This is a genomic window from Microbacterium lacticum, assembly GCF_006716815.1.
Classification (GTDB): Bacteria; Actinomycetota; Actinomycetes; order Actinomycetales; family Microbacteriaceae; genus Microbacterium; species Microbacterium lacticum.
On record NZ_VFPS01000001.1, the window covers coordinates 54,604 to 74,811 of the forward strand.

The 20,208-nt window shown below is 72.5% G+C and carries 17 protein-coding genes; 16 read left to right on the forward strand and 1 reads right to left on the reverse strand.

The window, feature by feature from the left end:
- The first annotated feature begins 34 nt into the window (after positions 1 to 34).
- The 13 genes from pheS (at position 35) to FHX68_RS00360 (ending at position 16,168) form a co-directional block, all read left to right on the forward strand.
- Positions 35 to 1,075, forward strand: coding sequence for a phenylalanine--tRNA ligase subunit alpha (gene pheS / locus FHX68_RS00300; RefSeq protein WP_141380253.1), 1,041 nt, complete (start codon positions 35 to 37; stop codon positions 1,073 to 1,075).
- Entirely contained in the window at positions 1,075 to 3,594 is a 2,520-nt protein-coding gene (gene pheT / locus FHX68_RS00305) for a phenylalanine--tRNA ligase subunit beta (protein ID WP_141380252.1), read from the forward strand. The genes pheS and pheT overlap by 1 nt, the downstream gene beginning before the upstream one ends.
- Before the next feature lie 79 nt (positions 3,595 to 3,673).
- The gene (locus FHX68_RS00310) at positions 3,674 to 4,444 is read left to right on the forward strand and encodes an ABC transporter ATP-binding protein (RefSeq protein WP_141380251.1); all 771 of its coding nucleotides are present in this window, start codon (positions 3,674 to 3,676) and stop codon (positions 4,442 to 4,444) included.
- Positions 4,426 to 6,009, forward strand: a complete 1,584-nt coding sequence (locus FHX68_RS00315) for a hypothetical protein (RefSeq protein WP_141380250.1) — start codon at positions 4,426 to 4,428, stop codon at positions 6,007 to 6,009. The genes FHX68_RS00310 and FHX68_RS00315 overlap by 19 nt, the downstream gene beginning before the upstream one ends.
- A gap of 8 nt (positions 6,010 to 6,017) precedes the next feature.
- Entirely contained in the window at positions 6,018 to 7,022 is a 1,005-nt protein-coding gene (locus tag FHX68_RS00320; RefSeq protein WP_141380249.1) for an NAD-dependent epimerase/dehydratase family protein, read from the forward strand.
- Positions 7,023 to 7,320: 298 nt separating this feature from the next.
- The gene (gene argC, locus FHX68_RS00325; protein ID WP_141380248.1) at positions 7,321 to 8,367 is read left to right on the forward strand and encodes an N-acetyl-gamma-glutamyl-phosphate reductase; all 1,047 of its coding nucleotides are present in this window, start codon (positions 7,321 to 7,323) and stop codon (positions 8,365 to 8,367) included.
- Entirely contained in the window at positions 8,364 to 9,539 is a 1,176-nt protein-coding gene (argJ, locus tag FHX68_RS00330; RefSeq protein ID WP_229661520.1) for a bifunctional glutamate N-acetyltransferase/amino-acid acetyltransferase ArgJ, read from the forward strand. The genes argC and argJ overlap by 4 nt, the downstream gene beginning before the upstream one ends.
- A complete protein-coding gene (gene argB / locus FHX68_RS00335) occupies positions 9,536 to 10,462 on the forward strand; it encodes an acetylglutamate kinase (protein WP_141380247.1) in 927 nt (308 codons plus the stop codon). The genes argJ and argB overlap by 4 nt, the downstream gene beginning before the upstream one ends.
- On the forward strand, positions 10,459 to 11,736 hold the full coding sequence (locus FHX68_RS00340) for an acetylornithine transaminase (RefSeq protein WP_141380246.1): 1,278 nt from the start codon (positions 10,459 to 10,461) through the stop codon (positions 11,734 to 11,736). The genes argB and FHX68_RS00340 overlap by 4 nt, the downstream gene beginning before the upstream one ends.
- Complete coding sequence (argF, locus tag FHX68_RS00345; RefSeq protein WP_141380245.1) at positions 11,733 to 12,656, forward strand: ornithine carbamoyltransferase; 924 nt, start codon at positions 11,733 to 11,735, stop codon at positions 12,654 to 12,656. Before FHX68_RS00340 ends, argF begins: the two co-directional genes overlap by 4 nt.
- Positions 12,653 to 13,759, forward strand: coding sequence for a heparan-alpha-glucosaminide N-acetyltransferase domain-containing protein (locus tag FHX68_RS00350; protein ID WP_229661519.1), 1,107 nt, complete (start codon positions 12,653 to 12,655; stop codon positions 13,757 to 13,759). The genes argF and FHX68_RS00350 overlap by 4 nt, the downstream gene beginning before the upstream one ends.
- Positions 13,760 to 13,888: 129 nt before the next feature.
- Positions 13,889 to 15,361: an argininosuccinate lyase gene (gene argH / locus FHX68_RS00355; protein ID WP_373288702.1), complete on the forward strand. Its 1,473-nt coding sequence runs from the start codon at positions 13,889 to 13,891 to the stop codon at positions 15,359 to 15,361.
- 156 nt (positions 15,362 to 15,517) lie between these two features.
- Positions 15,518 to 16,168, forward strand: a complete 651-nt coding sequence (locus tag FHX68_RS00360; RefSeq protein ID WP_244926819.1) for a SatD family protein — start codon at positions 15,518 to 15,520, stop codon at positions 16,166 to 16,168.
- 4 nt (positions 16,169 to 16,172) lie between these two features.
- Here FHX68_RS00360 and FHX68_RS00365 read toward each other — a convergent pair whose 3' ends face one another.
- A complete protein-coding gene (locus FHX68_RS00365; protein WP_174799107.1) occupies positions 16,173 to 16,766 on the reverse strand; it encodes a hypothetical protein in 594 nt (197 codons plus the stop codon).
- A 136-nt stretch (positions 16,767 to 16,902) separates the two neighbouring features.
- Between FHX68_RS00365 and tyrS the strand changes: the two genes are divergently transcribed.
- Genes tyrS through FHX68_RS00380 form a run of 3 tightly spaced genes read left to right on the forward strand, consistent with a single transcriptional unit; the run spans position 16,903 to position 20,116 of the window.
- The gene (tyrS, locus tag FHX68_RS00370) at positions 16,903 to 18,216 is read left to right on the forward strand and encodes a tyrosine--tRNA ligase (protein WP_141380243.1); all 1,314 of its coding nucleotides are present in this window, start codon (positions 16,903 to 16,905) and stop codon (positions 18,214 to 18,216) included.
- Between the two features lie 9 nt (positions 18,217 to 18,225).
- Entirely contained in the window at positions 18,226 to 19,023 is a 798-nt protein-coding gene (locus FHX68_RS00375) for a DUF4184 family protein (RefSeq protein ID WP_141380242.1), read from the forward strand.
- Positions 19,024 to 19,042: 19 nt separating this feature from the next.
- Positions 19,043 to 20,116: a LacI family DNA-binding transcriptional regulator gene (locus FHX68_RS00380; protein ID WP_141380241.1), complete on the forward strand. Its 1,074-nt coding sequence runs from the start codon at positions 19,043 to 19,045 to the stop codon at positions 20,114 to 20,116.
- Positions 20,117 to 20,208 lie beyond the last annotated feature (92 nt).

Here is a 20,208-nt window from a genome sequence, read left to right on the forward strand (position 1 = left end):
TGCGGCACCGGGCCCGCCGGTAGACTCGGCTCTTGTGTCTGACGAGCCCACGATCACCCAGGAATCGGTGGATGCTGCCGCCGACGACGCCCTCGCGGCGATCGCCGCAGCGACGAGCACCGCAGAGCTGAAAGCCGCCCGCGCGGCGCACACCGGCGAGGCATCCGCCCTCGCCCGGCTGAACGCGCAGCTGCGCAACGTGCCGAACGATCAGAAGGCCGCCCTCGGCAAGCTCGTGGGGCAGGCGCGCGGACGCGTCGGACAGGCGCTGGCCGCGCGCGAGGAGGCGCTCGCCGAGGCCGAGGCCGCCGCCCAGCTCGAGGCAGAGCGGATCGACATCACGGCCGTCGCGCCGCGGGCGCGGGTGGGTGCGCGGCATCCCGTCTCGCTGCTGCAGGAGGAGATCGCCGACCTGTTCGTCGGCATGGGCTGGGAGATCGCCGAAGGTCCCGAGCTCGAGCACGAGTGGTTCAACTTCGACGCCCTGAACTTCGACCTCGACCACCCGGCACGTCAGATGCAGGACACGTTCTTCGTCGACCCGGTCGAGCGTCACCTGGTGCTGCGCACCCACACGAGCCCCGTGCAGGTGCGGTCGATGCTCGAGCGCGAGGTGCCGATCTACGTGCTGTGCCCGGGACGGGTCTACCGCACCGACGAGTTCGACGCGACGCACCTGCCCGCCTTCGTGCAGTTCGAGGGACTCGTCGTCGACAAGGGCATCTCGATGGCGAACCTCAAGGGCACGCTCGACCACGTCGCGCGCCAGCTGTTCGGACCCGAGGCGAAGACCCGCTTCCGCACCAACTACTTCCCGTTCACCGAGCCGTCGGCCGAGCTCGACCTGTGGCATCCGACGTTCAAGGGCGGCGCCCGCTGGATCGAGTGGGGCGGCTGCGGCATGGTGAACCCCAACGTGCTGCGCGCGGCCGGGATCGACCCCGAGGTCTACTCGGGCTTCGCGTTCGGGATGGGAGTCGAGCGGGCGCTGATGTTCCGCTCCGACGTGCAGGACATGCGCGACATGGCCGAGGGCGATGTGCGCTTCAGTGAGCAGTTCGGAATGGTGGTCTGATGCGCGTCCCTCTCTCCTGGCTGCGTGAGTACGTCGACGTCCCGGCGGATGCCACGACGGACGACATCTTCGCGGCGCTCGTCTCGATGGGTTTCGAAGAGGAGGAGGCGCTCTCCTTCGAGGTGACCGGCCCCGTCGTCGTCGGCCAGGTGCTCTCGTTCGACGAGGAGCCGCAGAAGAACGGCAAGACGATCCGCTGGTGCCAGGTGGACGTCGGCGAGGCGGAGCCGCGCGGCATCGTGTGCGGCGCCTCGAACTTCTTCGTCGGCGACAAGGTCGTCGTCTCGCTCCCCGGCGCCGTGCTGCCCGGCCCGTTCCCGATCTCGGCCCGGAAGACCTACGGACATGTCTCGGACGGCATGATCGCCTCGGCGCGCGAGCTCGGACTCGGCGACGAGCACTCCGGCATCCTGCGCCTCGGCGAACTCGGCCTCGACCCGGCGCCGGGGACGGACGCGATCGCCCTGCTCGGCCTCGACGACGTCGCGGTCGACGTGAACGTCACGCCCGACCGCGGCTACGCACTGTCGATCCGTGGCATCGCCCGCGAATACGCGCACGCGACGGGAGCGGAGTTCCGCGACCCGGCCGCGCACGAGTGGGATGACGTGCAGCCCGGCAGCGGCTTCCCGCTCGCCGTCGACGACCAGAGCCCGATCCGCGGCCGCGTCGGCGCGAGCGAGTTCGTCGTGCGCGTCGTCCGCGGCGTCGACCCGGCGCGTCCGACCCCGCCGTGGATGGTCGCACGGCTCACGCTTGCGGGCATCCGCTCCCTCGGCATCCTCATCGACATCACCAACTACGTGATGCTCGAGCTCGGCAACCCGATCCACGGCTACGACCTCGACCGCCTCCAGGGCGGCATCACGGTGCGCCGCGCCGGCGCGGGGGAGAAGCTCACGACCCTCGACGGCAAGGAGCGCGCGCTCTCGACCGAAGACCTGCTCATCACCGACGAGTCGGGCCCGATCGGTCTCGCCGGTGTGATGGGCGGCGGCACGACGGAGATGACGGATGCCACGCGCAACGTGCTCATCGAAGCGGCGATCTTCGACACCGTGTCGATCGCGCGCACCGCGCGGCGTCACAAGCTGCCCTCGGAGGCGTCGCGCCGGTTCGAGCGCGGCGTCGACCCGCTGATCCCGTTCGTCGCGGCCCGCCGCGTGGCCGACCTGATGGTCGAGCTCGCCGGCGGCACGCTCGACGCGGAGCTCGGCGGAGCGCTGTACGGCGAGGTGTTCGTGCCGTCGATCGAGCTGCCGCGCGCGTTCGTGCCGGCCCTGATCGGCGTCGACTACACGGATGCCGAGATCACCGGCGCGCTCGAGACGATCGGCTGCGAGGTCACGGCGCTTCCGGACGCGGACGCGGGCTGGGAGGTCATCCCGCCGTCATGGCGCCCCGACCTCACCGACCGGTGGACGCTCGCCGAAGAGGTGGCGCGCATCCACGGGCTCGACCGCATCCCGTCGGTGCTGCCGACCCCGCACGGCGTCAGCGCCGGGCGCGGCCTCACGCCGCTGCAGAAGGGGCGTCGCCGTGTCGCGAACGCGCTCGCCGCCGCCGGGTTCGTCGAGACGCCGTCGTTCCCGTTCACGACCTCGGAGGCGAACGACCTGCACGGGTCGGCGTCGGGCGAGCACGTCGAGCAGGTGAAGCTCGCCAACCCGCTCGACGGTCAGGCGCCGTACCTGCGCCGCTCGCTCGTGCCGGGGCTCCTGCAGGTCGCGCACCGCAACCACTCCCGCGGGTTCACCGACCTCGCCCTGTTCGAGACCGGGCTCGTCTTCACCCCCGAGCCGGGGGTGGCCTACGGCACCGACGAGGTGCCGCCGCTCGGCGAACGCCCGAACGACGAGACCCTGGCGGCCCTGACCTCCGCGATCCCGCCGCAGCCGCGTCACGTCGCGGTGCTGCTGACGGGGAACGCCGCGCCCAAGCGCCCCGGACACGCGCCCGTCGCCGCCGACCTCGCCGACGCGCTGTCGGCCGTCGAGGCGATCGGCGCGGCGGCGGGCGTGCGCATCGAGGTGGCGCAGGGGCAGCGCGCGGCGCTCCACCCCGGCCGCACGGGCGTGCTGTCGGCGGCGGGCGTCGAGGTCGGCTACGTCGGCGAGCTGCTGCCCGCCGTGTCGGCGGCGGCGGACCTGCCGGGCCGGGTGTACGTGGTCGAGCTCGATCTCGACGGCGTCCTGTCGCTCGCCGGGACGCCGGAGGTCGACGCGTCGCTGTCGGGATTCCCCGCCGCCACGCAGGACGTGTCGCTCGTCGTGGGCGACGACGTCGTGGCCGGTGACGTGCGGGCCGCGCTCATCGAGGGTGCCGGAGAGCTGCTCGAATCGGTGCGGCTCGTCGACGACTATCGCGGGCAGGGCCTCGAGGCGGGGCAGAAGAGCCTCACGTTCGCGTTGCGCTTCCGGGCCGACGACCGCACGCTGACCGCCGCCGAGGCGACCGAGGCGAAGCTCGCCGGCGTCGCCGTGGCCGCCGCGCGGTTCGGCGCGACCGTGCGCGAGTAGCGGGCTCGCCGGTCGGCAGTGGGGCGGGGGTTCCCGCCCCACTGCCGTTCCCGGGGTGCGCTGACTAGGCTCGGTGGGGATGATCGAGACATCCGCCGTCCCCGCCCTGCAGCTGTCGGGCCTCGTCAAGCGCTTCGACGACAAGGTCGCCGTCGCCGGCATCGACCTGGTGGTGCCACCCACCTCGTTCTACGGCCTCGTCGGGCCGAACGGCGCCGGAAAGACCACGACGCTGTCGATGGCGACGGGGCTGCTGCGTCCCGACGCGGGCACGGCGTGGGTGCACGGCGTCGACGTCTGGGCCGACCCGGTCGCGGCGAAGGCGATGATCGGCAACCTCGCCGACGGGGTGCGGCTGTTCGACCGTCTCACCGGCGAGCAGCTCATCACTTACACGGCGATGATGTTCTCGGTGCCGCGCGAGCAGATCGCGCCGCGCGTGGCCGACCTGCTCGACCTGATGGACCTCCGCGAGGCGGCGGGCGTCATCGTCGCCGACTATTCGGCCGGCATGACGAAGAAGGTCGCCCTCGCGTGCGCGCTCGTGCACGCGCCGCGCCTGCTCGTGCTCGACGAGCCGTTCGAGTCGGTCGACCCCGTCTCGGCGGCGAACATCGAAGACGTGCTGCGCTCGTACACCGCGACGGGCGGCACCGTGATCGTCTCGAGCCACTCGATGGACCTCGTGCAGCGCATGTGCGACCACGTCGCGGTGATCGCCGCCGGCCGGGTGCTCGCGGCGGGCACGGTCGACGAGGTGCGCGGCGCGCAGTCGTTGCAGGACCGTTTCGTCGAGCTCGTCGGCGGACGGCACACGAGCGAGGGGCCGGCGTGGTTGCGACAGTCCTGAGGCTCCGCTACCGCATTCTCGGCAACACGCTCGCGCGGCGGCCCTGGCAGCTGGTCGGGTTCTGCTTCGGCATCATCTGGGCCCTCGGCATCCTCGCACCCGTCGTCTCGGTGCTGATCGGCCTCTCCCGCCTCGACGATCTCGCCCCGGTGCGCGCCGTCGCGATCCTCGGCGGCTCGGCCCTCCTCCTCGGCTGGATCGTCGGCCCGCTCCTGATCGCAGGCGTCGACACGACGGTGGATGCCACGAAACTCGCGACCTTCCCGCTGACGACCCGTCAGGTGATGACGATCCTCACCGCGACCGGGCTCACCGGCATCCCCGGCATCGCGACGTCGATCGCGGCGCTGGCGACGCTCCTCCTCTGGGTGCGCTCGCCGCTCGCCACGCTGGTGGCCGTGCCCTGCATCGCCCTCGCGGTGCTCACCTGCGTGATCGCGAGCCGCCTGGCATCCGCCCTCAGCACCGGGCTCGGCGGCAACCGTCGCGGACGCGAGCTCGTCGGCACGATCGTGCTCGTGGCGGTCATCTTCGCGGGGCCGCTCGCCACCGGCGCCGTCGCCGCACTCTCCAACGCGGGCGACGTCGGCGCACAGTTCGGCCACGCGTCCGTCGTGCTCGGGTGGACGCCCTTCGGCGCCGCGTGGGCCGTGCCGGGCGACGTCGCCGCGGGGTCGTACGTCACGGCGGCGCTGAAGTTCGTGATCGCCGCCGCGACCGTCGCCGTGCTGTGGGCGGCGTGGCACGCGGCGCTCACCCGCGCCACGGTGTCGCCGCCGCGGCAGACGACGCGCTCGGTGCGGCCCGGGCGACTGGGCCTGTTCGGCGTCATGCCCACGGGCGGCGTCGGCGCGACGTGGGCGCGCTCGCTGACCGGCTGGCTGCGCGACCCTCGCTACCTGCGGCAGCTGATCGTGGCGCCGCTGTTCCCGATCCTCTTCGCCTTCACCGGCGGCGTCGACGGGTTCATGTTCGCGGCGTCGCCGATCTTCGTCGCGTTCGTGCTGTGCATCGCCGGGTACAGCGACATCTCCTACGACGGCACGGCGTTCGCCTCGGTGCTCTCGAGCGGCATCCGCGGGCGGCAGGACCGGTGGGGCCGCATTCTCGGCGCCGCCTGCGTCGGCGTTCCGCTCACGATCGCGATCGCGGTGATCACGGCGATGATCGGCGGTCACGCGTCGACCCTCCCTGCGATCCTCGGCGCAGCCCTCGGTCTGCTGCTGGCCGGATACGGGGTGACGGCGGTCTCGTCGGCGCTCATCGTCACTCCGGTCGCCGCGCCGGGCGACAGCCCGTTCAAGACGGTGCCCGGACAGACCTTCGTCAGCGGGCTCCTCGTCTTCGTGGTGCTCGGCGCCTGCGGCCTCCTCGCTGCGCCCGCGCTCATCGTCGGGATCATGGGCATGGTCGGCGGCGACCCCGCCGTCGGCGTCGCCGCCCTCGCCGTGGGAGTTCTCGGCGGCGCCGTCGTCACCGTCGCGGGCGTGCTGATCGGCGGGCGCACCCTCGAGCGCACGGCGCCCGACCTGCTGCAGCGCATCAAGGCGTTCCCGGTCGGCTGAGGGTCGTCATGACCGACGTGCTGATCCTCGGCGGAACCGGCTGGCTCAGCGGCCGCATCGCCGAGCGGTGGATGGATGCCGGGGCATCCGTCACGTGCCTCGCGCGCGGCACCCGGCCGGTTCCATACGGCGCCCGGCTCGTCGTCGCCGACCGGGATGAACCGGAGGCGTACGACGCCGTGCGGGGTCGGGACTGGGACGAGGTCGTCGAGGTCTCGTCACGGAGCACCCACGTCGCCGCCGCGGCTGCAGCGCTCGCCGGCGACACGCGGCACCTCACGTACGTCTCGAGCGTCTCGGTGTACGCCGCGAACAACGAGGAGGGCGCCGACGAGGGGGCATCGCTCGTCGAACCCGCCGCGCTCGGCGACGACGGCGACTACGCCCGGGCGAAGGCGGCATGCGAGGCGGCCGTGCGCGCCGCCTTGCCGCACCGCACGGCGATCGTCCGGCCGGGTCTCATCGGGGGGCCCGGCGACCCCACCGATCGCTTCGGGTATTGGGTGTCGCGCTTCGCGCTCGCCGAGGGCGGTGCCGTGCTCGTGCCGGACGCACCAGTCGTGCGCGTGCAGGTCATCGACGTCGACGATCTGGCAGCGTTCGTCGCCGCCCTCGGCGCCGCAGGCTTCAGCGGCACGGTCAACGCGGTCGGGGATCCGTCGCCGCTTCCCGCGGTGCTCGCGGCCGCACGCGAGGCATCCGGACACACCGCCGAGGTCGTCCCGGCCGCCCCCGACTGGCTCGCCGCGCAGGGCGTGCAGCACTGGATGGGACCGCGCTCCCTCCCGCTGTGGCTGCCCGACGACATGCCGGGCTTCGCGACGCGCTCGAACGCCGTCTACCGGATGCTGGGCGGTGCCCTGCGTCCACTGCGGGAGACGCTCGTGCGGACTCTCGAAGACGAGCGGGCGCGCGGGCTCGACCGGGCACGGAGCGCCGGAATCACGCGCGAGGACGAGCTCGCCCTCATCGCGGCCCTGCGTTCGGGAGGAGATCTGCACGCGGGAGGGTGAATCGGGGCCCGCGGTCCTCCCGAGTGCAGAAGTCCGCCCGAACGCCGCCGCGACGGCCGGACCGTCCCGACCCACCCCGAGGCTCCCGACACGGATTTGCGGCCCTGCGGGCGCGGGCGGTAGGGTCGCGGCATGCTCGTGGCCGACCCGCTCACCGTCTCGACGGTGTTCCGCGCGCCCCGACGTCTCGACCTCCGCGGCCGCCGACTGTAGGCGACCCCGCATGCTCCCCGTCGCCGGGTCGAGCAGTGGGAGTCGCCGTCTCCGGCCCCGAGCCCACAGACAATAAGGTTGAGAAATGACCTATTCGGTCGCCGTCTCCGGCGCCTCCGGCTATGCGGGTGGCGAGATCCTGCGCCTGCTCGCCGCCCATCCCGACATCGAGATCACCACCGTCACCGCGCACAGCAACGCCGGCGACCCGCTCGCCGTGCACCAGCCGCATCTGCGCTCGCTCGCGCATCTCACGCTCCAGCCGACCACCCCCGAGGTGCTCGCCGGGCACGACATCGTCTTCCTCGCGCTGCCGCACGGCCAGTCGGGGCAGTACACCGACGCGCTCGCCGGCACGCCGCTCGTCATCGACGCCGGCGCCGATCACCGGCTGACGTCGGCGGATGCCTGGGCGCAGTTCTACGGCGGCGACTTCCACGACCCGTGGGTCTACGGCGTCCCCGAGCTCCCCGGCGGCCGCGCCGCGCTCGCCGGGGCCAGCCGGATCGCGGCGCCCGGCTGCAACGCCTCGACGGTGTCGCTGAGCCTCGCGCCCGGCGTCGCCGCGGGCGTCATCGACCCGTCCGACATCGTGAGCGTGCTCGCCGTCGGCCCGTCGGGGGCCGGCAAGAGCCTCAAGACGAACCTCCTCGCCGCCGAGATCCTCGGCTCGGCGAACCCGTATGCCGTCGGCGGCACGCATCGCCATATCCCCGAGATCCAGCAGGCGCTGGCCGCGGCCGGCGCGTCGGCGGGGGTGACGCCCGACGTGCGGATCTCGTTCACGCCGGTGATCGTGCCGATGGCGCGGGGCATCCTCGCCGCCTCGTCGGCGCCGATCGCGGCGGGCGTGACCGACGCGCAGATCCGGGATGGCTGGCAGTCGGCCTACGGCGACGAGAGCTTCGTGCAGCTGCTGCCCGAGGGGCAGTTCCCGCGCACCGCCGACGTGCTCGGCGCGAACACGGCCCTTCTCGGCCTCGCGATCGACCGCTCCGCGAACCGCGTCGTCGTGGTCGCCGCGGTCGACAACCTCGTGAAGGGCACCGCGGGTGCCGCCATCCAGTCGATGAACATCGCCCTCGGCCTCCCCGAGGACCGGGGCCTGACCGTGAACGGAGTCGCCCCGTGACCGCCACGTCTGCGCAGGGAGTGACCGCGCCCGCAGGGTTCGAGGCGGCGGGGGTCGCCGTGGGCCTCAAGTCCACCGGCGAGCCCGACGTCGCCGTCGTCGTCAATCGCGGCCCGCTCGCCGTCGGGGCCGCCGTCTTCACGAGCAACCGCGCGAAGGCGAACCCGATCCTGTGGTCGCAGCAGGCGATCGCCGACGGCGTGGTCGAGGCGATCGTGCTGAACTCCGGCGGCGCGAACTGCTTTACGGGCAGCTTCGGCTTCCAGACGACGCACCAGACCGCCGAGAAGGCCGCGGAGCTGCTGGGCATCAGCCCCGGCGACGTGCTCGTCTGCTCCACCGGGCTCATCGGGACGGGCGACGAGACGTTCCGCGCCAAGGTGCTCACGGGCACCGAAGACGCGATCTCGCAGCTCTCCGCGGACGGCGGCGAGAGCGCCGCGCGCGCGATCATGACGACCGACACCGTGCCCAAGACGAGCACGCACACCGGCGACGGCTGGACGATCGGCGCGATGGCGAAGGGCGCCGGCATGCTCGCGCCGGGCCTCGCGACCATGCTCGTCGTCCTCACGACCGACGCCGTGCTCGACGCCGCCGAGGCCGACGCGCACCTGCGCGCGGCGACGCGCGTGAGTTTCGACCGGCTCGACTCCGACGGCTGCATGTCGACGAACGACCAGGTGACACTCCTGGTCAGCGGGGCATCCGGGATCACCCCCGACCCCGCCGCCTTCGGCGCGGCGCTCACCGAGGTCTGCCTCGACCTGGCCGCTCAGCTGCAGCGCGACGCCGAGGGCGCGAGCCACGACATCACGATCCGCGTCGTCGGCGCCGTCTCCGAGGCCGATGCGGTCGAGGTGGGCCGCTCCGTCGCCCGCAACAACCTCTTCAAAACGGCGATCTTCGGCAACGACCCCAACTGGGGGCGCGTGCTCGCCGCGATCGGCACCACCCAGGCATCCTTCGACCCCTACGCGGTCGACGTGAGCTTCAACGGCGTGCGCCTGTGCAGTGCGGGAGCGCCCGACCGTCCCCGCGAGGAGGTCGACCTGACGCCCCGCGCGACCGACGTGCTCATCGACCTCCAGGCGGGGGACGCCTCCGCGACGATCCTCACGAACGACCTGACGCACGACTACGTCCACGAGAACAGCGCGTACAGCTCATGAGCGAGAACACGAGCGAGGCCACGCCGGAGAAGATCCAGCACACGACGCCCGAGCAGGCCGCCGAGAAGGCAGCCGTGCTCATCGAGTCGCTGCCCTGGCTGCAGCGCTTCCGCGACCAGATCATCGTCATCAAGTACGGCGGCAACGCGATGGTGTCCGAGGAGCTGCAGGATGCCTTCGCGCAGGACATCGCCTACCTGCGCTTCGTCGGGGTCAAGCCCGTCGTCGTGCACGGCGGGGGACCGCAGATCTCGCAGATGCTCGACCGGCTGTCGATCCCGAGCGAGTTCAAGGGCGGCTACCGCGTCACCTCGACCGAGGCGATGAGCGTCGTGCGCATGGTGCTGACCGGGCAGGTGAACCCGCAGCTGGTCGCCCGGATCAACGCCTATGGGCCGTTCGCGACGGGCCTCTCCGGCGAGGACGCGGGGCTCTTCCGTGGGCGTCGCCGGGGCGTCGTCATCGACGGCACCGAGCACGACCTCGGCGCCGTCGGCGACGTGGTGGCGGTCGACCCGCAGCCGGTCCTCGATCAGCTCGCGGCGGGGCGCATCCCGGTGGTGTCCTCCATCGCCCCCGACCACGACAATCCGGGGCATTCGCTCAACGTCAACGCCGACGCCGCGGCGTCCGCGCTCGCTGTCGCGCTCGGCGCGGCGAAGCTCGTCGTGCTCACCGACGTCGCGGGCCTCTACGCCGACTGGCCGAACCGCGACTCGCTCGTCTCGCACCTGACGGCGGCGGAGCTTCGCGCGATGCTGCCGCGGCTCGAATCGGGCATGATCCCGAAGATGCAGGCGTGTCTGGATGCCGTGGACGGCGGCGTCGACACGGCCGCGATCATCGACGGACGCCAGCCGCACTCGGTGCTGGTGGAGGTCTTCACAGAACAGGGAATCGGAACAGAGGTGGTGGCGCAGTGACCAGCGCACACGCGCAGAGCGCACAGGAGAATCCGGCGGCGCCGTGGCAGGACGACGCGTCGCGCGACCTGACCCGCAACGTCGGCGATCGGCTCGCCCTCATCGTGCGCGGCGAGGGCGCCTACCTGTGGGACGGAGCCGGACGGCGCTACCTCGACTTCCTCGCGGGCATCGCGGTGGTCTCGCTCGGGCACGCGCATCCGGTGTTCGTCGAGGCGGTCTCGCGCCAGGCGGCGACCCTCGCACACGTGTCGAACTACTTCGCGACACCGCCGCAGCTCGCCCTGGCGGCCCAGCTCAAGCGCCTCGCCGGCACGGGACCCGAGGGGCGCGTGTATTTCGGCAACTCCGGCGCCGAGGCCAACGAGGCCGCGTTCAAGCTCGCCCGGCTGCACGGTCGAGGGTCGGAGGGACAGGCGCCCCGCCCGCGGATCCTCGCGCTGAAGAACGCGTTCCACGGGCGCACGATGGGCACCCTCGCCCTCACCGGCAAGCCGTCGATGCAGGAGCCCTTCCTGCCGATGACGCCGGGCGTCGAGTTCCTCGACTCGACGATCGAGGCGCTCGAAGAGGCGATGGATGACCGTGTCGCGGCACTGTTCGTCGAGCCCATCAAGGGCGAGGCGGGGGTCATGCCGCTTCCCGAGGGCTACCTCGAGGCGGCGCGCGAGATCACGGCGCGCCACGGCGCTCTGCTGATCGTCGACGAGATCCAGACCGGCGCCGGCCGCACCGGGGAGTGGTTCGCGTTCCAGCACGCGGGCATCACCCCCAACGCGATCACGGTCGCCAAGGGCATCGGCAGCGGCTTCCCGATCGGCGCCCTCATCACGTTTGGCGCGGCGGGGGAGCTCTTCTACCCGGGCACCCACGGCTCGACGTTCGGCGGCAACGCGCTCGGCACGGCCGTGGCATCCGCGGTGCTCGGCGAGATCGAGCGCGCCGACCTGCTCGAGAACGCCACGGCGCAGGGCGAGCGCATCCGCGCGGCGATCGCGGCGATCGACTCGCCGCTCGTCGAGGGCACGCGCGGTCAGGGCCTGCTCATCGGTGTGGCGCTCCGGCATCCGGTCGCCGGCGCGGTCGTCGCGGCGGCGCAGGAGCACGGACTGATCGTGAACGCCGCCAACGACCTGACCATCCGCCTCGCGCCGCCGCTCGTCATCGGCGATGTCGAGGTCGACGAGTTCGCCACCCTGTTCGCCCGCGCGCTCGCGACCGTCGGCGACGCTCTGCTGCTCGATGACACCCACCCCTCGGAGGTTTCCGCATGACCCGCCACCTGCTCCGCGACGACGACCTGAGCCCGGCCGAGCAGGCCGAGATCCTCGATCTCGCGGTCTCGCTGAAGAAGGACCGCTGGAAGCTGAAGCCCCTCGAGGGCCCGCAGACCGTCGCGGTGATCTTCGACAAGAGCTCGACCCGCACCCGGGTGTCGTTCGCCGTCGGCATCGCCGACCTCGGCGGGTCGCCGCTCATCATCTCGACGGCCAACAGCCAGCTCGGCGGCAAGGAGACCCCGTCCGACACGGCGCGGGTGCTCGAGCGCCAGGTCGCGGCGATCGTGTGGCGCACCTACGCGCAGGCGGGGCTCGAGGAGATGGCGCGCGGCACGACCGTGCCCGTGATCAACGCGCTGAGCGACGACTTCCACCCGTGCCAGCTGCTCGCCGACCTCCTCACGATCCGGGAGCACAAGGGGGAGCTGAAGGGCCTCACCCTCACGTTCTTCGGTGACGGCACGTCCAACATGGGCCACTCGTACGTGCTCGCCGGAGTCACCGCCGGCATGCACGTGCGGGTCGCGTCGCCCGAGGCCTACGCGCCGCGCGCCGACGTCGTCGCCGACGCCGAGCGCATCGCCGCCACGACCGGCGGCTCGGTCACGCTCTACACCGATCCCGACGAGGCCGCCGCCGGCGCCGACGTCATGGTCACCGACACGTGGGTGTCGATGGGCAAGGAGGAGGAGAAGTCGGCACGCCTGCGCGACCTCGGCCCGTACAAGGTGACGACCGAGACGATGGGCCACGCGGCATCCGATGCCATCTTCATCCACTGCCTGCCCGCCGATCGCGGATACGAAGTGGATGCCGAGGTCATCGACGGTCCGCAGTCGGTGGTCTGGGACGAGGCCGAGAACCGGCTGCACGCGCAGAAGGCGTTGCTCGTCTGGTTGCTGCGCCAGCAGTGAGACCGGTCGGGGTCGCCGCCCTGAACGCGCCCGCGCGCGTGCAGGGGGTCGACCTCGCGCGCGGGCTCGCGGTGCTCGGCATGCTCGCCGCGCACCTGCTCACGATCGAGAGCTTCGACCCGACCCGCCCGGAGACCTGGATCGACATCGCGAACGGGCGGTCGTCGATCCTCTTCGCGACGCTCGCGGGCGTATCGATCGCGCTCCTGAGCGCGGAGCCCGGCTCAGGAGGCACGCGCCCCCAGACCGGCCCTGCGCTCTCGCTCACCCGGCGCCGGCTCGTGGTGCGCGCGGTGCTCATCTGGCTGCTGGGCGCGGCGCTGATCGCGACGGGCGTGCCGGTGTACGTGATCCTCCCGGCCTACGCGCTGCTGTTCCTGTTCGGGGCGACGCTGCTGACGCTGCGCACGCCGACCCTCTGGATCACGGCGGCCGCGCTCGCCGTCGTCATGCCGTGGGTGCAGCCCGTGCTCGACGCGCTGCCGATCTGGCAGGGCGAGTCGGGGTCGGATCTCGCCGCACTCGTCGGCTGGCACTATCCGTTCCCGCTCTGGGCCGCGTTCCTCCTCGCGGGCATGGCGGCCGGGCGCAGCGACCTTCGATCGGTCCGGACGGATCTGGGTCTGCTCCTCGGCGGCCTCGCCGCCGTCGTGGTCGCCGGGATCGGCGCGTCGGTCACCACCCGTGCCCTGGCCGCGGCGCCCGAGGGCGGCTCGCTCGGCGGCTGCCTGCAGACGGTGCTGACGGATGCCGCGCACTCGGGCGGACTCTGGGAGATCATCGGGTCGGGCGGGGGAGCGCTGGCGACCCTCGGCGCGTGCGTGCTCGTGTGCCGCACGCCCGTCTCCGCGGTGCTGCTGCCGCTGCGCGCGGTCGGGTCGATGCCGTTGACCGCGTACGTCGGGCAGCTCTGCGTGTGGGCTCTCTGGGCGGCGGCGGTGCTCGGCGACACGGGCGACCTCGGCGGCTTCCGCGCGCTCGACCCGTTCTGGCCCTTCGCCCTCGGCACGATCCTCGCGTGCACGGCGTGGGCGCTGCTGTGGGGTCGCGGCCCGCTCGAGCGGATCGTCGCGACGCTCACTCGGCTGCTCGTGCCCCGCTGACGGCGCGGTGGCGCGCGCGCCGAGGTGCTGGAACCTGTCGTCACCCCGGTGCGATGGCGACGGATCGCGGCGCCTCGGGCGGCCGGTGCCGGACGAGATGACCCACGGATGCCTCGGTAGGCTGTGCGGGTGACCGACTCGACCGCACCCTCCGCTTCACCCGAGCCCGCCGCGCCGCACGGCGCATCCCACGGGACCAACGAGGGTGCGCTGTGGGGTGCGCGATTCGCGTCCGGTCCCTCGCCCGAGCTCGCTGCGCTCAGCCGGTCGACGCACTTCGACTGGGTGCTCGTCCCGTACGACCTCGCCGGCTCGCACGCCCACGCCGCCGCCCTCGCGGCGGCGGGGTATCTCACGGCGGACGAGGAGGAGCGGATGCACGCCGGCCTCGACGCGCTGGCGGCGGCCGTCGCCGACGGGTCGCTCGTCGCCGCCGACTCCGACGAAGACGTGCACGGCGCGCTCGAGGCGGCGCTGATCGCCGAGGTCGGCGCCGAGCTCGGCGGAAAGCTCCGCGCCGGGCGCAGCCGCAACGATCAGATCGCCACGCTCGTGCGCCTCTACCTGCTCGACCACGCGCGCGTCATCGCGCGCGACGTCCTTCGCCTGATCGACGCGATCGTCGCACAGGCCGAGGCGCACCCGGAGGCCATCATGCCCGGGCGCACCCACCTGCAGCACGCGCAGCCCATCCTGCTCGCCCACCACCTGCAGGCGCACGCGTGGCCGCTGGTACGCGACCTCGAGCGCCTGCGCGACTGGTCGGTGCGCGCGTCCGTCTCGCCCTACGGCGGCGGGGCCCTCGCCGGCGCCACGCTGGGCCTCGACCCGCAGCTCGTCGCCGATCGGCTGGGTCTTGCGCGCCCGGCGGAGAACTCCCTCGACGGCACGAGCGCCCGCGACGTCGTGGCCGAGTTCGCGTTCATCGCGGCGATGATCGGGGTCGATCTGTCCCGCTTCGCCGAGGACATCATCATCTGGAACACGCGAGAGTTCGGCTTCGTCACGCTCGACGACGGGTATTCGACGGGGTCGAGCATCATGCCGCAGAAGAAGAACCCCGACATCGCCGAGCTCGCGCGCGGCAAGGCCGGCCGGCTCATCGGCAACCTGTCGGGTCTGCTCGCGACGCTGAAGGCGCTGCCGCTCGCCTACAACCGCGATCTGCAGGAGGACAAGGAGCCCGTCTTCGACTCGATCGCGACCCTCGAGGTCGTGCTGCCGGCATTCGCGGGCATGGTGGCGACGCTCCGCTTCGACACCGTGCGGCTGGCGGAGCTCGCGCCGGCCGGCTTCTCCCTCGCGACCGACGTCGCCGAGTGGCTCGTGAAGCAGGGCGTGCCGTTCCGCGACGCGCACGAGGTGTCCGGATCGCTCGTGCGGGCCTGCGAGGAGCGGGGGATCGGTCTGGAGGATGCCGACGACGCGCTGCTGGCGTCGGTGTCGCCGCTGCTGACGCCCGCCGTCCGCGAGGTGCTCTCGATCGAGGGATCGGTCGCGAGCCGCACCGGCGGGGGCGGCACGGCGGGGGTCCGCGTCACCGAGCAGCGCGCGGAGCTGACGGCGCGCGCCCAGACCGCCGCGCACGCGCTCGGTCTCTGAGCCTCGCGGGGCGGCGCCACGGGGTGACACCACGATGCTGCGTCCCGGCGCCCGCGAGCTTATATCCAGCGAATATCAGCTATTAGCTTCTCTTACCGAAAAATAAGCCTTAGTCTTATCTGTATGCAGGCGCGAAAAGAAGCGACGAACACGACGGTGACGGAAGCGCCCGCCACCGAGGTGGCGGTCATCGCCGACATCGTCGGCTCGCGCACGCTCGACGATCGTGCGGCCGCGCAGCGCGCGATCGACGCCGTGATCGAACGGGTCGAGCGCGATGCGCCGCTCGCGACCCGGCCGCTCCTGCCCGTCGTGGGCGACGAGCTGCAGGGGAGCTACCCCACGCTCGCGGCCGCGATGCTCTCGCTCCTGCTCGTGCGCCTCGCGCTGCCCGACGGCGTGGAGTGCCGCTACGGACTCGGCGTCGGCGCCTCGGGTGTCGTGCCGTCGCGGGCCGGCGATCTGACCGAAGGCCCCGCATGGTGGGCGGCCCGCGAGGCGGTCGAGACGGTGCACGCGCTGCAGGAGCGGACGATCCCCGGCGCACGCACCTGGATCGTCGCGGCCGAGGGGGAGGACGAGGCATCCCTTCGGCTCTCCAACGCCTACCTGCTCGCCCGCGACCAACTGGTGAGCGCGATGAGCGAGCGCACGCGCCGACTGGCGTACGGGCGCCTGCTCGGGCAGACGCAGAAAGAGCTCGCGCGCGCCGAGGGCATCACCCAGTCGGCGGTGTCGCAGGCGCTCGCCGCCGCGGGGGTCGGCGCGCTCGTCGAGGGCGCGCGGCAACTGCAGGAGGCGCTCTGACCGGTCAGCGCAGCGCCAACGGCACGATCGCCGAGACCGCGCACGCCCACAGCAGGCTCGCGAGCGTGCCCACGATGAACCGCTCACGCGCGGCGGGGGTCGCGAGCTCGGTGAATCGGCCGATGCCCTTCAGCGCGACGAGCACCGCGATCACCGCGGGGAAACCCGCGACGATGCCGAGCGCCGCGGCGAGCCGCTCGAGGTAGCCGATCGTGGCGCCGCCGCGCAGGATCTCCTCCTGGCGCGGCGGAGCGGGCGGTTCGCCCATGAGCTCGACGAGGATGCCTCCGCGCGGGCCCTCGGCGCTGCGCCCGCCGTCGGCGACGGTGAGCACCCACCGCGCGACGGGGTTGCCTCCGAATGTGGCCAGCGCGACGGCGAGCAGGGCGAGGACCGCGCCGTACAGCGCCGGCACGTGCCACGGCAGCACGGCGACCAGCACGAGGCAGAGGACCACGATGCCGCTCGCCACGAGCAGAGCGGTGCCGCGCGGGCGGCGCACCGAGACGGTGACGAGCGCGAGGGCGGCGCACAGCGCCAGGAAAAGGAAGATCGCCACAACGGTCGTGACGAGCAGGTCGGCAGCGGCGGCATCCACGCGGCCAGTCTGGCACGGACGCCCGACACCGGCCCGGGGACACGAGCGGGGGCACGAGCGGGGGCACGACCCGGGACTCGACCCAGGGCACACGCGACAGTCAGGTCGCCCGAACCGGCGCTGGTAGCCTGGGCGCGTGTCTGAAACCGTCGTGAACGCGCCCGTGCGCGCACTGACGCCCGCCAACGACCCCACGTTCGAGAACGTCTGGGACGAGATCGTCTGGCGTGGCCTCGTGCACGTGTCCACCGATCAGGAGTCGCTCCGCGAGCTCCTCGCCGGTGAGCCGATCACGTATTACTGCGGCTTCGACCCGACGGCGCCGAGCCTGCACCTGGGCAACCTCGTGCAGCTGCTCACGATGCGCCGACTGCAGCTGGCCGGACACCGCCCGCTCGGACTCGTCGGCGGGTCGACGGGCCTCATCGGCGATCCGCGTCCGACCGCCGAGCGCACGCTCAACACGAAGGACACCGTCGCCGAGTGGGTCGGGTACCTCCGCTCCCAGGTGGAGCGGTTCCTGAGCTTCCAGGGCGAGAACGCCGCCCGCATGGTCAACAACCTCGACTGGACGGCGCCGCTGTCGGCGATCGACTTCCTCCGCGAGATCGGCAAGCACTACCGCGTCGGCACGATGCTGAAGAAGGACGCCGTCGCGGCGCGCCTGAACTCCGAGGCCGGCATCAGCTACACCGAGTTCAGCTACCAGATCCTGCAGGGCATGGACTACCTCGAGCTCTACCGCCAGTACGACTGTGTGCTGCAGACCGGCGGGTCCGACCAGTGGGGAAACCTCACGAGCGGCACCGACCTGATCCACCGCGTCGAGGGTCGGTCGGTGCACGCGATCGGTACGCCGCTGATCACCAACAGCGACGGCACGAAGTTCGGCAAGAGCGAGGGCAATGCAATCTGGCTGGATGCCACGATGTGCAGCCCGTACCGGATGTACCAGTTCTGGCTGTCGACCGCCGACGCCGACGTGATCGAGCGCCTGAAGATCTTCACGTTCCTCACCCGCGCCGAGATCGAGGAGTACGAGGCGCTGGTCGAGGCCGAGCCGTTCCGCCGTGCTGCGCAGAAGCGCCTCGCGCGCGAGGTGACGACGTTCGTGCACGGCGCGGAGGCGGCGGAGGCCGTCATCGCGGCATCCGACGCGCTCTTCGGTCAGGGAGACCTGTCCGCCCTCGACGCCGCGACGCTCCGCAGCGCCCTGGACGAGCTGCCGAACGCCGAGGTCGCCGCGGGCAGCTCCGTCGTCCAGGCGCTCGTCGACACGGGTCTCGTCGCGAGTCTGTCCGAGGCGCGTCGCGCGATCGCCCAGGGCGGCGTCTCGCTCGACGGGGCGAAGGTCGAGGACGAGGATGCGGTCGTGACTGGATCGCTGCCCGGCGGGGTCTCGGTGCTCCGCCGCGGGAAGAAGACCCTCGCCGGCCTCTTCGTCGTCTGACCTGCGCCCGTGCCCTTCACCCCGAGCCACGCCGTCGTGGCGCTGCCGTTCGTGCGCACGCCGCTGCTGCCGGCCGCCATCGCCGTCGGGGCGATGACCCCCGACCTGCCGCTGTTCCTGCGCGGCACGCCGCTCAGCTATCAGGCGACGCACACGAACGTGCTGCTGTCGACGGTGCTCGCGGCGGGACTCCTCGCCCTCTGGTACGCGCTCCTGCGCCCCGCGGGGCGCGAGCTCTCGCCGGACGCGCTGGCGCGCCGCCTGCCGCCGGAGTGGGATGCCACCGGCGCCGCCGTCTGGCGGACGATCGGCGGCGACCGTGCGCGCTCGCCGATCGCCGTCGCCGCGCTCCTGATGATCGTCTCGCTCGTCCTCGGGGTGCTTTCGCACATCGCGTGGGACGCGTTCACGCACGAGGGCCGCTGGGGCGTGCGGCTGATCCCCGCCCTCGCGGATGACTGGGGTCCGCTGCCGGGCTACAAGTGGGTGCAGCACGGATCGAGCGTCATCGCGCTCGTGATCCTCGCCGGCTACGGCGTGTGGTGGCTCGCGCGGCGGCGCGAGGCATCCGTCGAGCGGGTGCTGCCCTCGTGGGTGCGTCGTGCGTGGTGGGTGTCGCTGCCGGTCGTGCTCATCGCTGCGTGGGCCCTCGGGCTCGCGGCGTACGGCCCGCTGAGCGCGGAGTGGACGGCGCAGCACCTCGCGTACCGCGTGCTGCCGCCCGCGTCCGCCGTCTGGGGCGTCGCGACCCTCGCGCTGTGCGCGGTCGTCGTCGTGATGCGCCGCCGTCGGCGCGCCCGCGCGTGACGCCCGCGCCGGCGGTAATGTGAACGTGCACATCGAAGGCGAGGGCACCGTGACGGCAGGCGAGGAGCGCACGCGCACCGCGAGCATCCGCGATGTCGCGCGGGCCGCCGACGTCTCGTATCAGACCGTCTCGCGGGTGCTCAACGGGCATCCGTCGATCCGCCCGGCGACCAAGCAACGGGTCCTGGATGCCATGGCCGAGCTCCGCTACCGTCCGAACCAGGCGGCGCGGGCGCTCGTCACGAGCCGGTCGCGCACGCTCGGCGTGGTGCTCGGCTCGCGCGGCGAGTACGGGCCGACCTCGAGCCTCGCGGCGCTCGAGGACGCCGCCCGCGAGCGCGGCTACTGGGTCACCTCCGCCTACATCAGCGACACGCGCCCCGAGACGATCCGCGCCGCGGTGGAGCACCTGCGCCGGCAGTCGGTCGAGGGCCTCATCGTGCACGCGCCGCAGGTGCGGGTGTTCGATGTGCTTGCCGAGCTCGATGTCGACGTGCCGTACCTCGGGCTGCATTCGGCCGAGCGCGGCATCGCCGAGATCGCCGAAGACCAGGTGCACGGCGCGCGCCTGATCACCGAGCACCTGATCTCGCTCGGTCATGTCGAGATCCTGCACGTCGCCGGTCCGCAGGACTGGATCGAGGCGGAGAGCCGCATGCGCGGCTACTTGCACGCCCTCTCCGACGCCGACCTCCCGACCCGGCCGCCGATCCTCGGCGACTGGACGGGCGACTTCGGCTATCGCGCCGCGATGGAGCTGTCGCGCCGGCTGGATTTCACCGCCGTCTTCGCCGCGAACGACGCGATGGCCCTCGGGCTCCTGCACGGGTTCCGCGACGCCGGACTCGATCTGCCACGCCAGCTGAGCGTCGTCGGCTTCGACGACATCCCGCTCGCCCGTCACGGCTGGCCGCCGCTGACGACCGTGCACCAGAACTTCACCGGGCTGGGGGAGCGGGCGGTGCGGGCCCTGCTGGATGCGATCGGCGCCCCCGCTGCGGAGGGCGAGGACATGCCGGTGGAGGCATCCGACGTCGTTCCCCGGGTGGTCGTGCGGGAGTCCACCGCGCCCGCACCGCTGCGCGCGCGGTGACCTCTCGGCTGACCCGGTGACCTCTCAGGCGCGCGCCGGGTGACCTCTCCATAACAGGCCGATAACGGCGCCCCGCCTCGATTGACACGCGG

Excerpts from the sequence above, each read along its gene's own strand:
- pheT (WP_141380252.1), top strand. The coding sequence starts at position 1,075 with ATGCGCGTCCCTCTCTCCTGGCTGCGTGAGTACGTCGACGTCCCGGCG.
- FHX68_RS00310 (WP_141380251.1), top strand. The coding sequence starts at position 3,674 with ATGATCGAGACATCCGCCGTCCCCGCCCTGCAGCTGTCGGGCCTCGTC.
- FHX68_RS00320 (WP_141380249.1), top strand. The coding sequence starts at position 6,018 with ATGACCGACGTGCTGATCCTCGGCGGAACCGGCTGGCTCAGCGGCCGC.
- argC (WP_141380248.1), top strand. The coding sequence starts at position 7,321 with ATGACCTATTCGGTCGCCGTCTCCGGCGCCTCCGGCTATGCGGGTGGC.
- argB (WP_141380247.1), top strand. The coding sequence starts at position 9,536 with ATGAGCGAGAACACGAGCGAGGCCACGCCGGAGAAGATCCAGCACACG.
- argF (WP_141380245.1), top strand. The coding sequence starts at position 11,733 with ATGACCCGCCACCTGCTCCGCGACGACGACCTGAGCCCGGCCGAGCAG.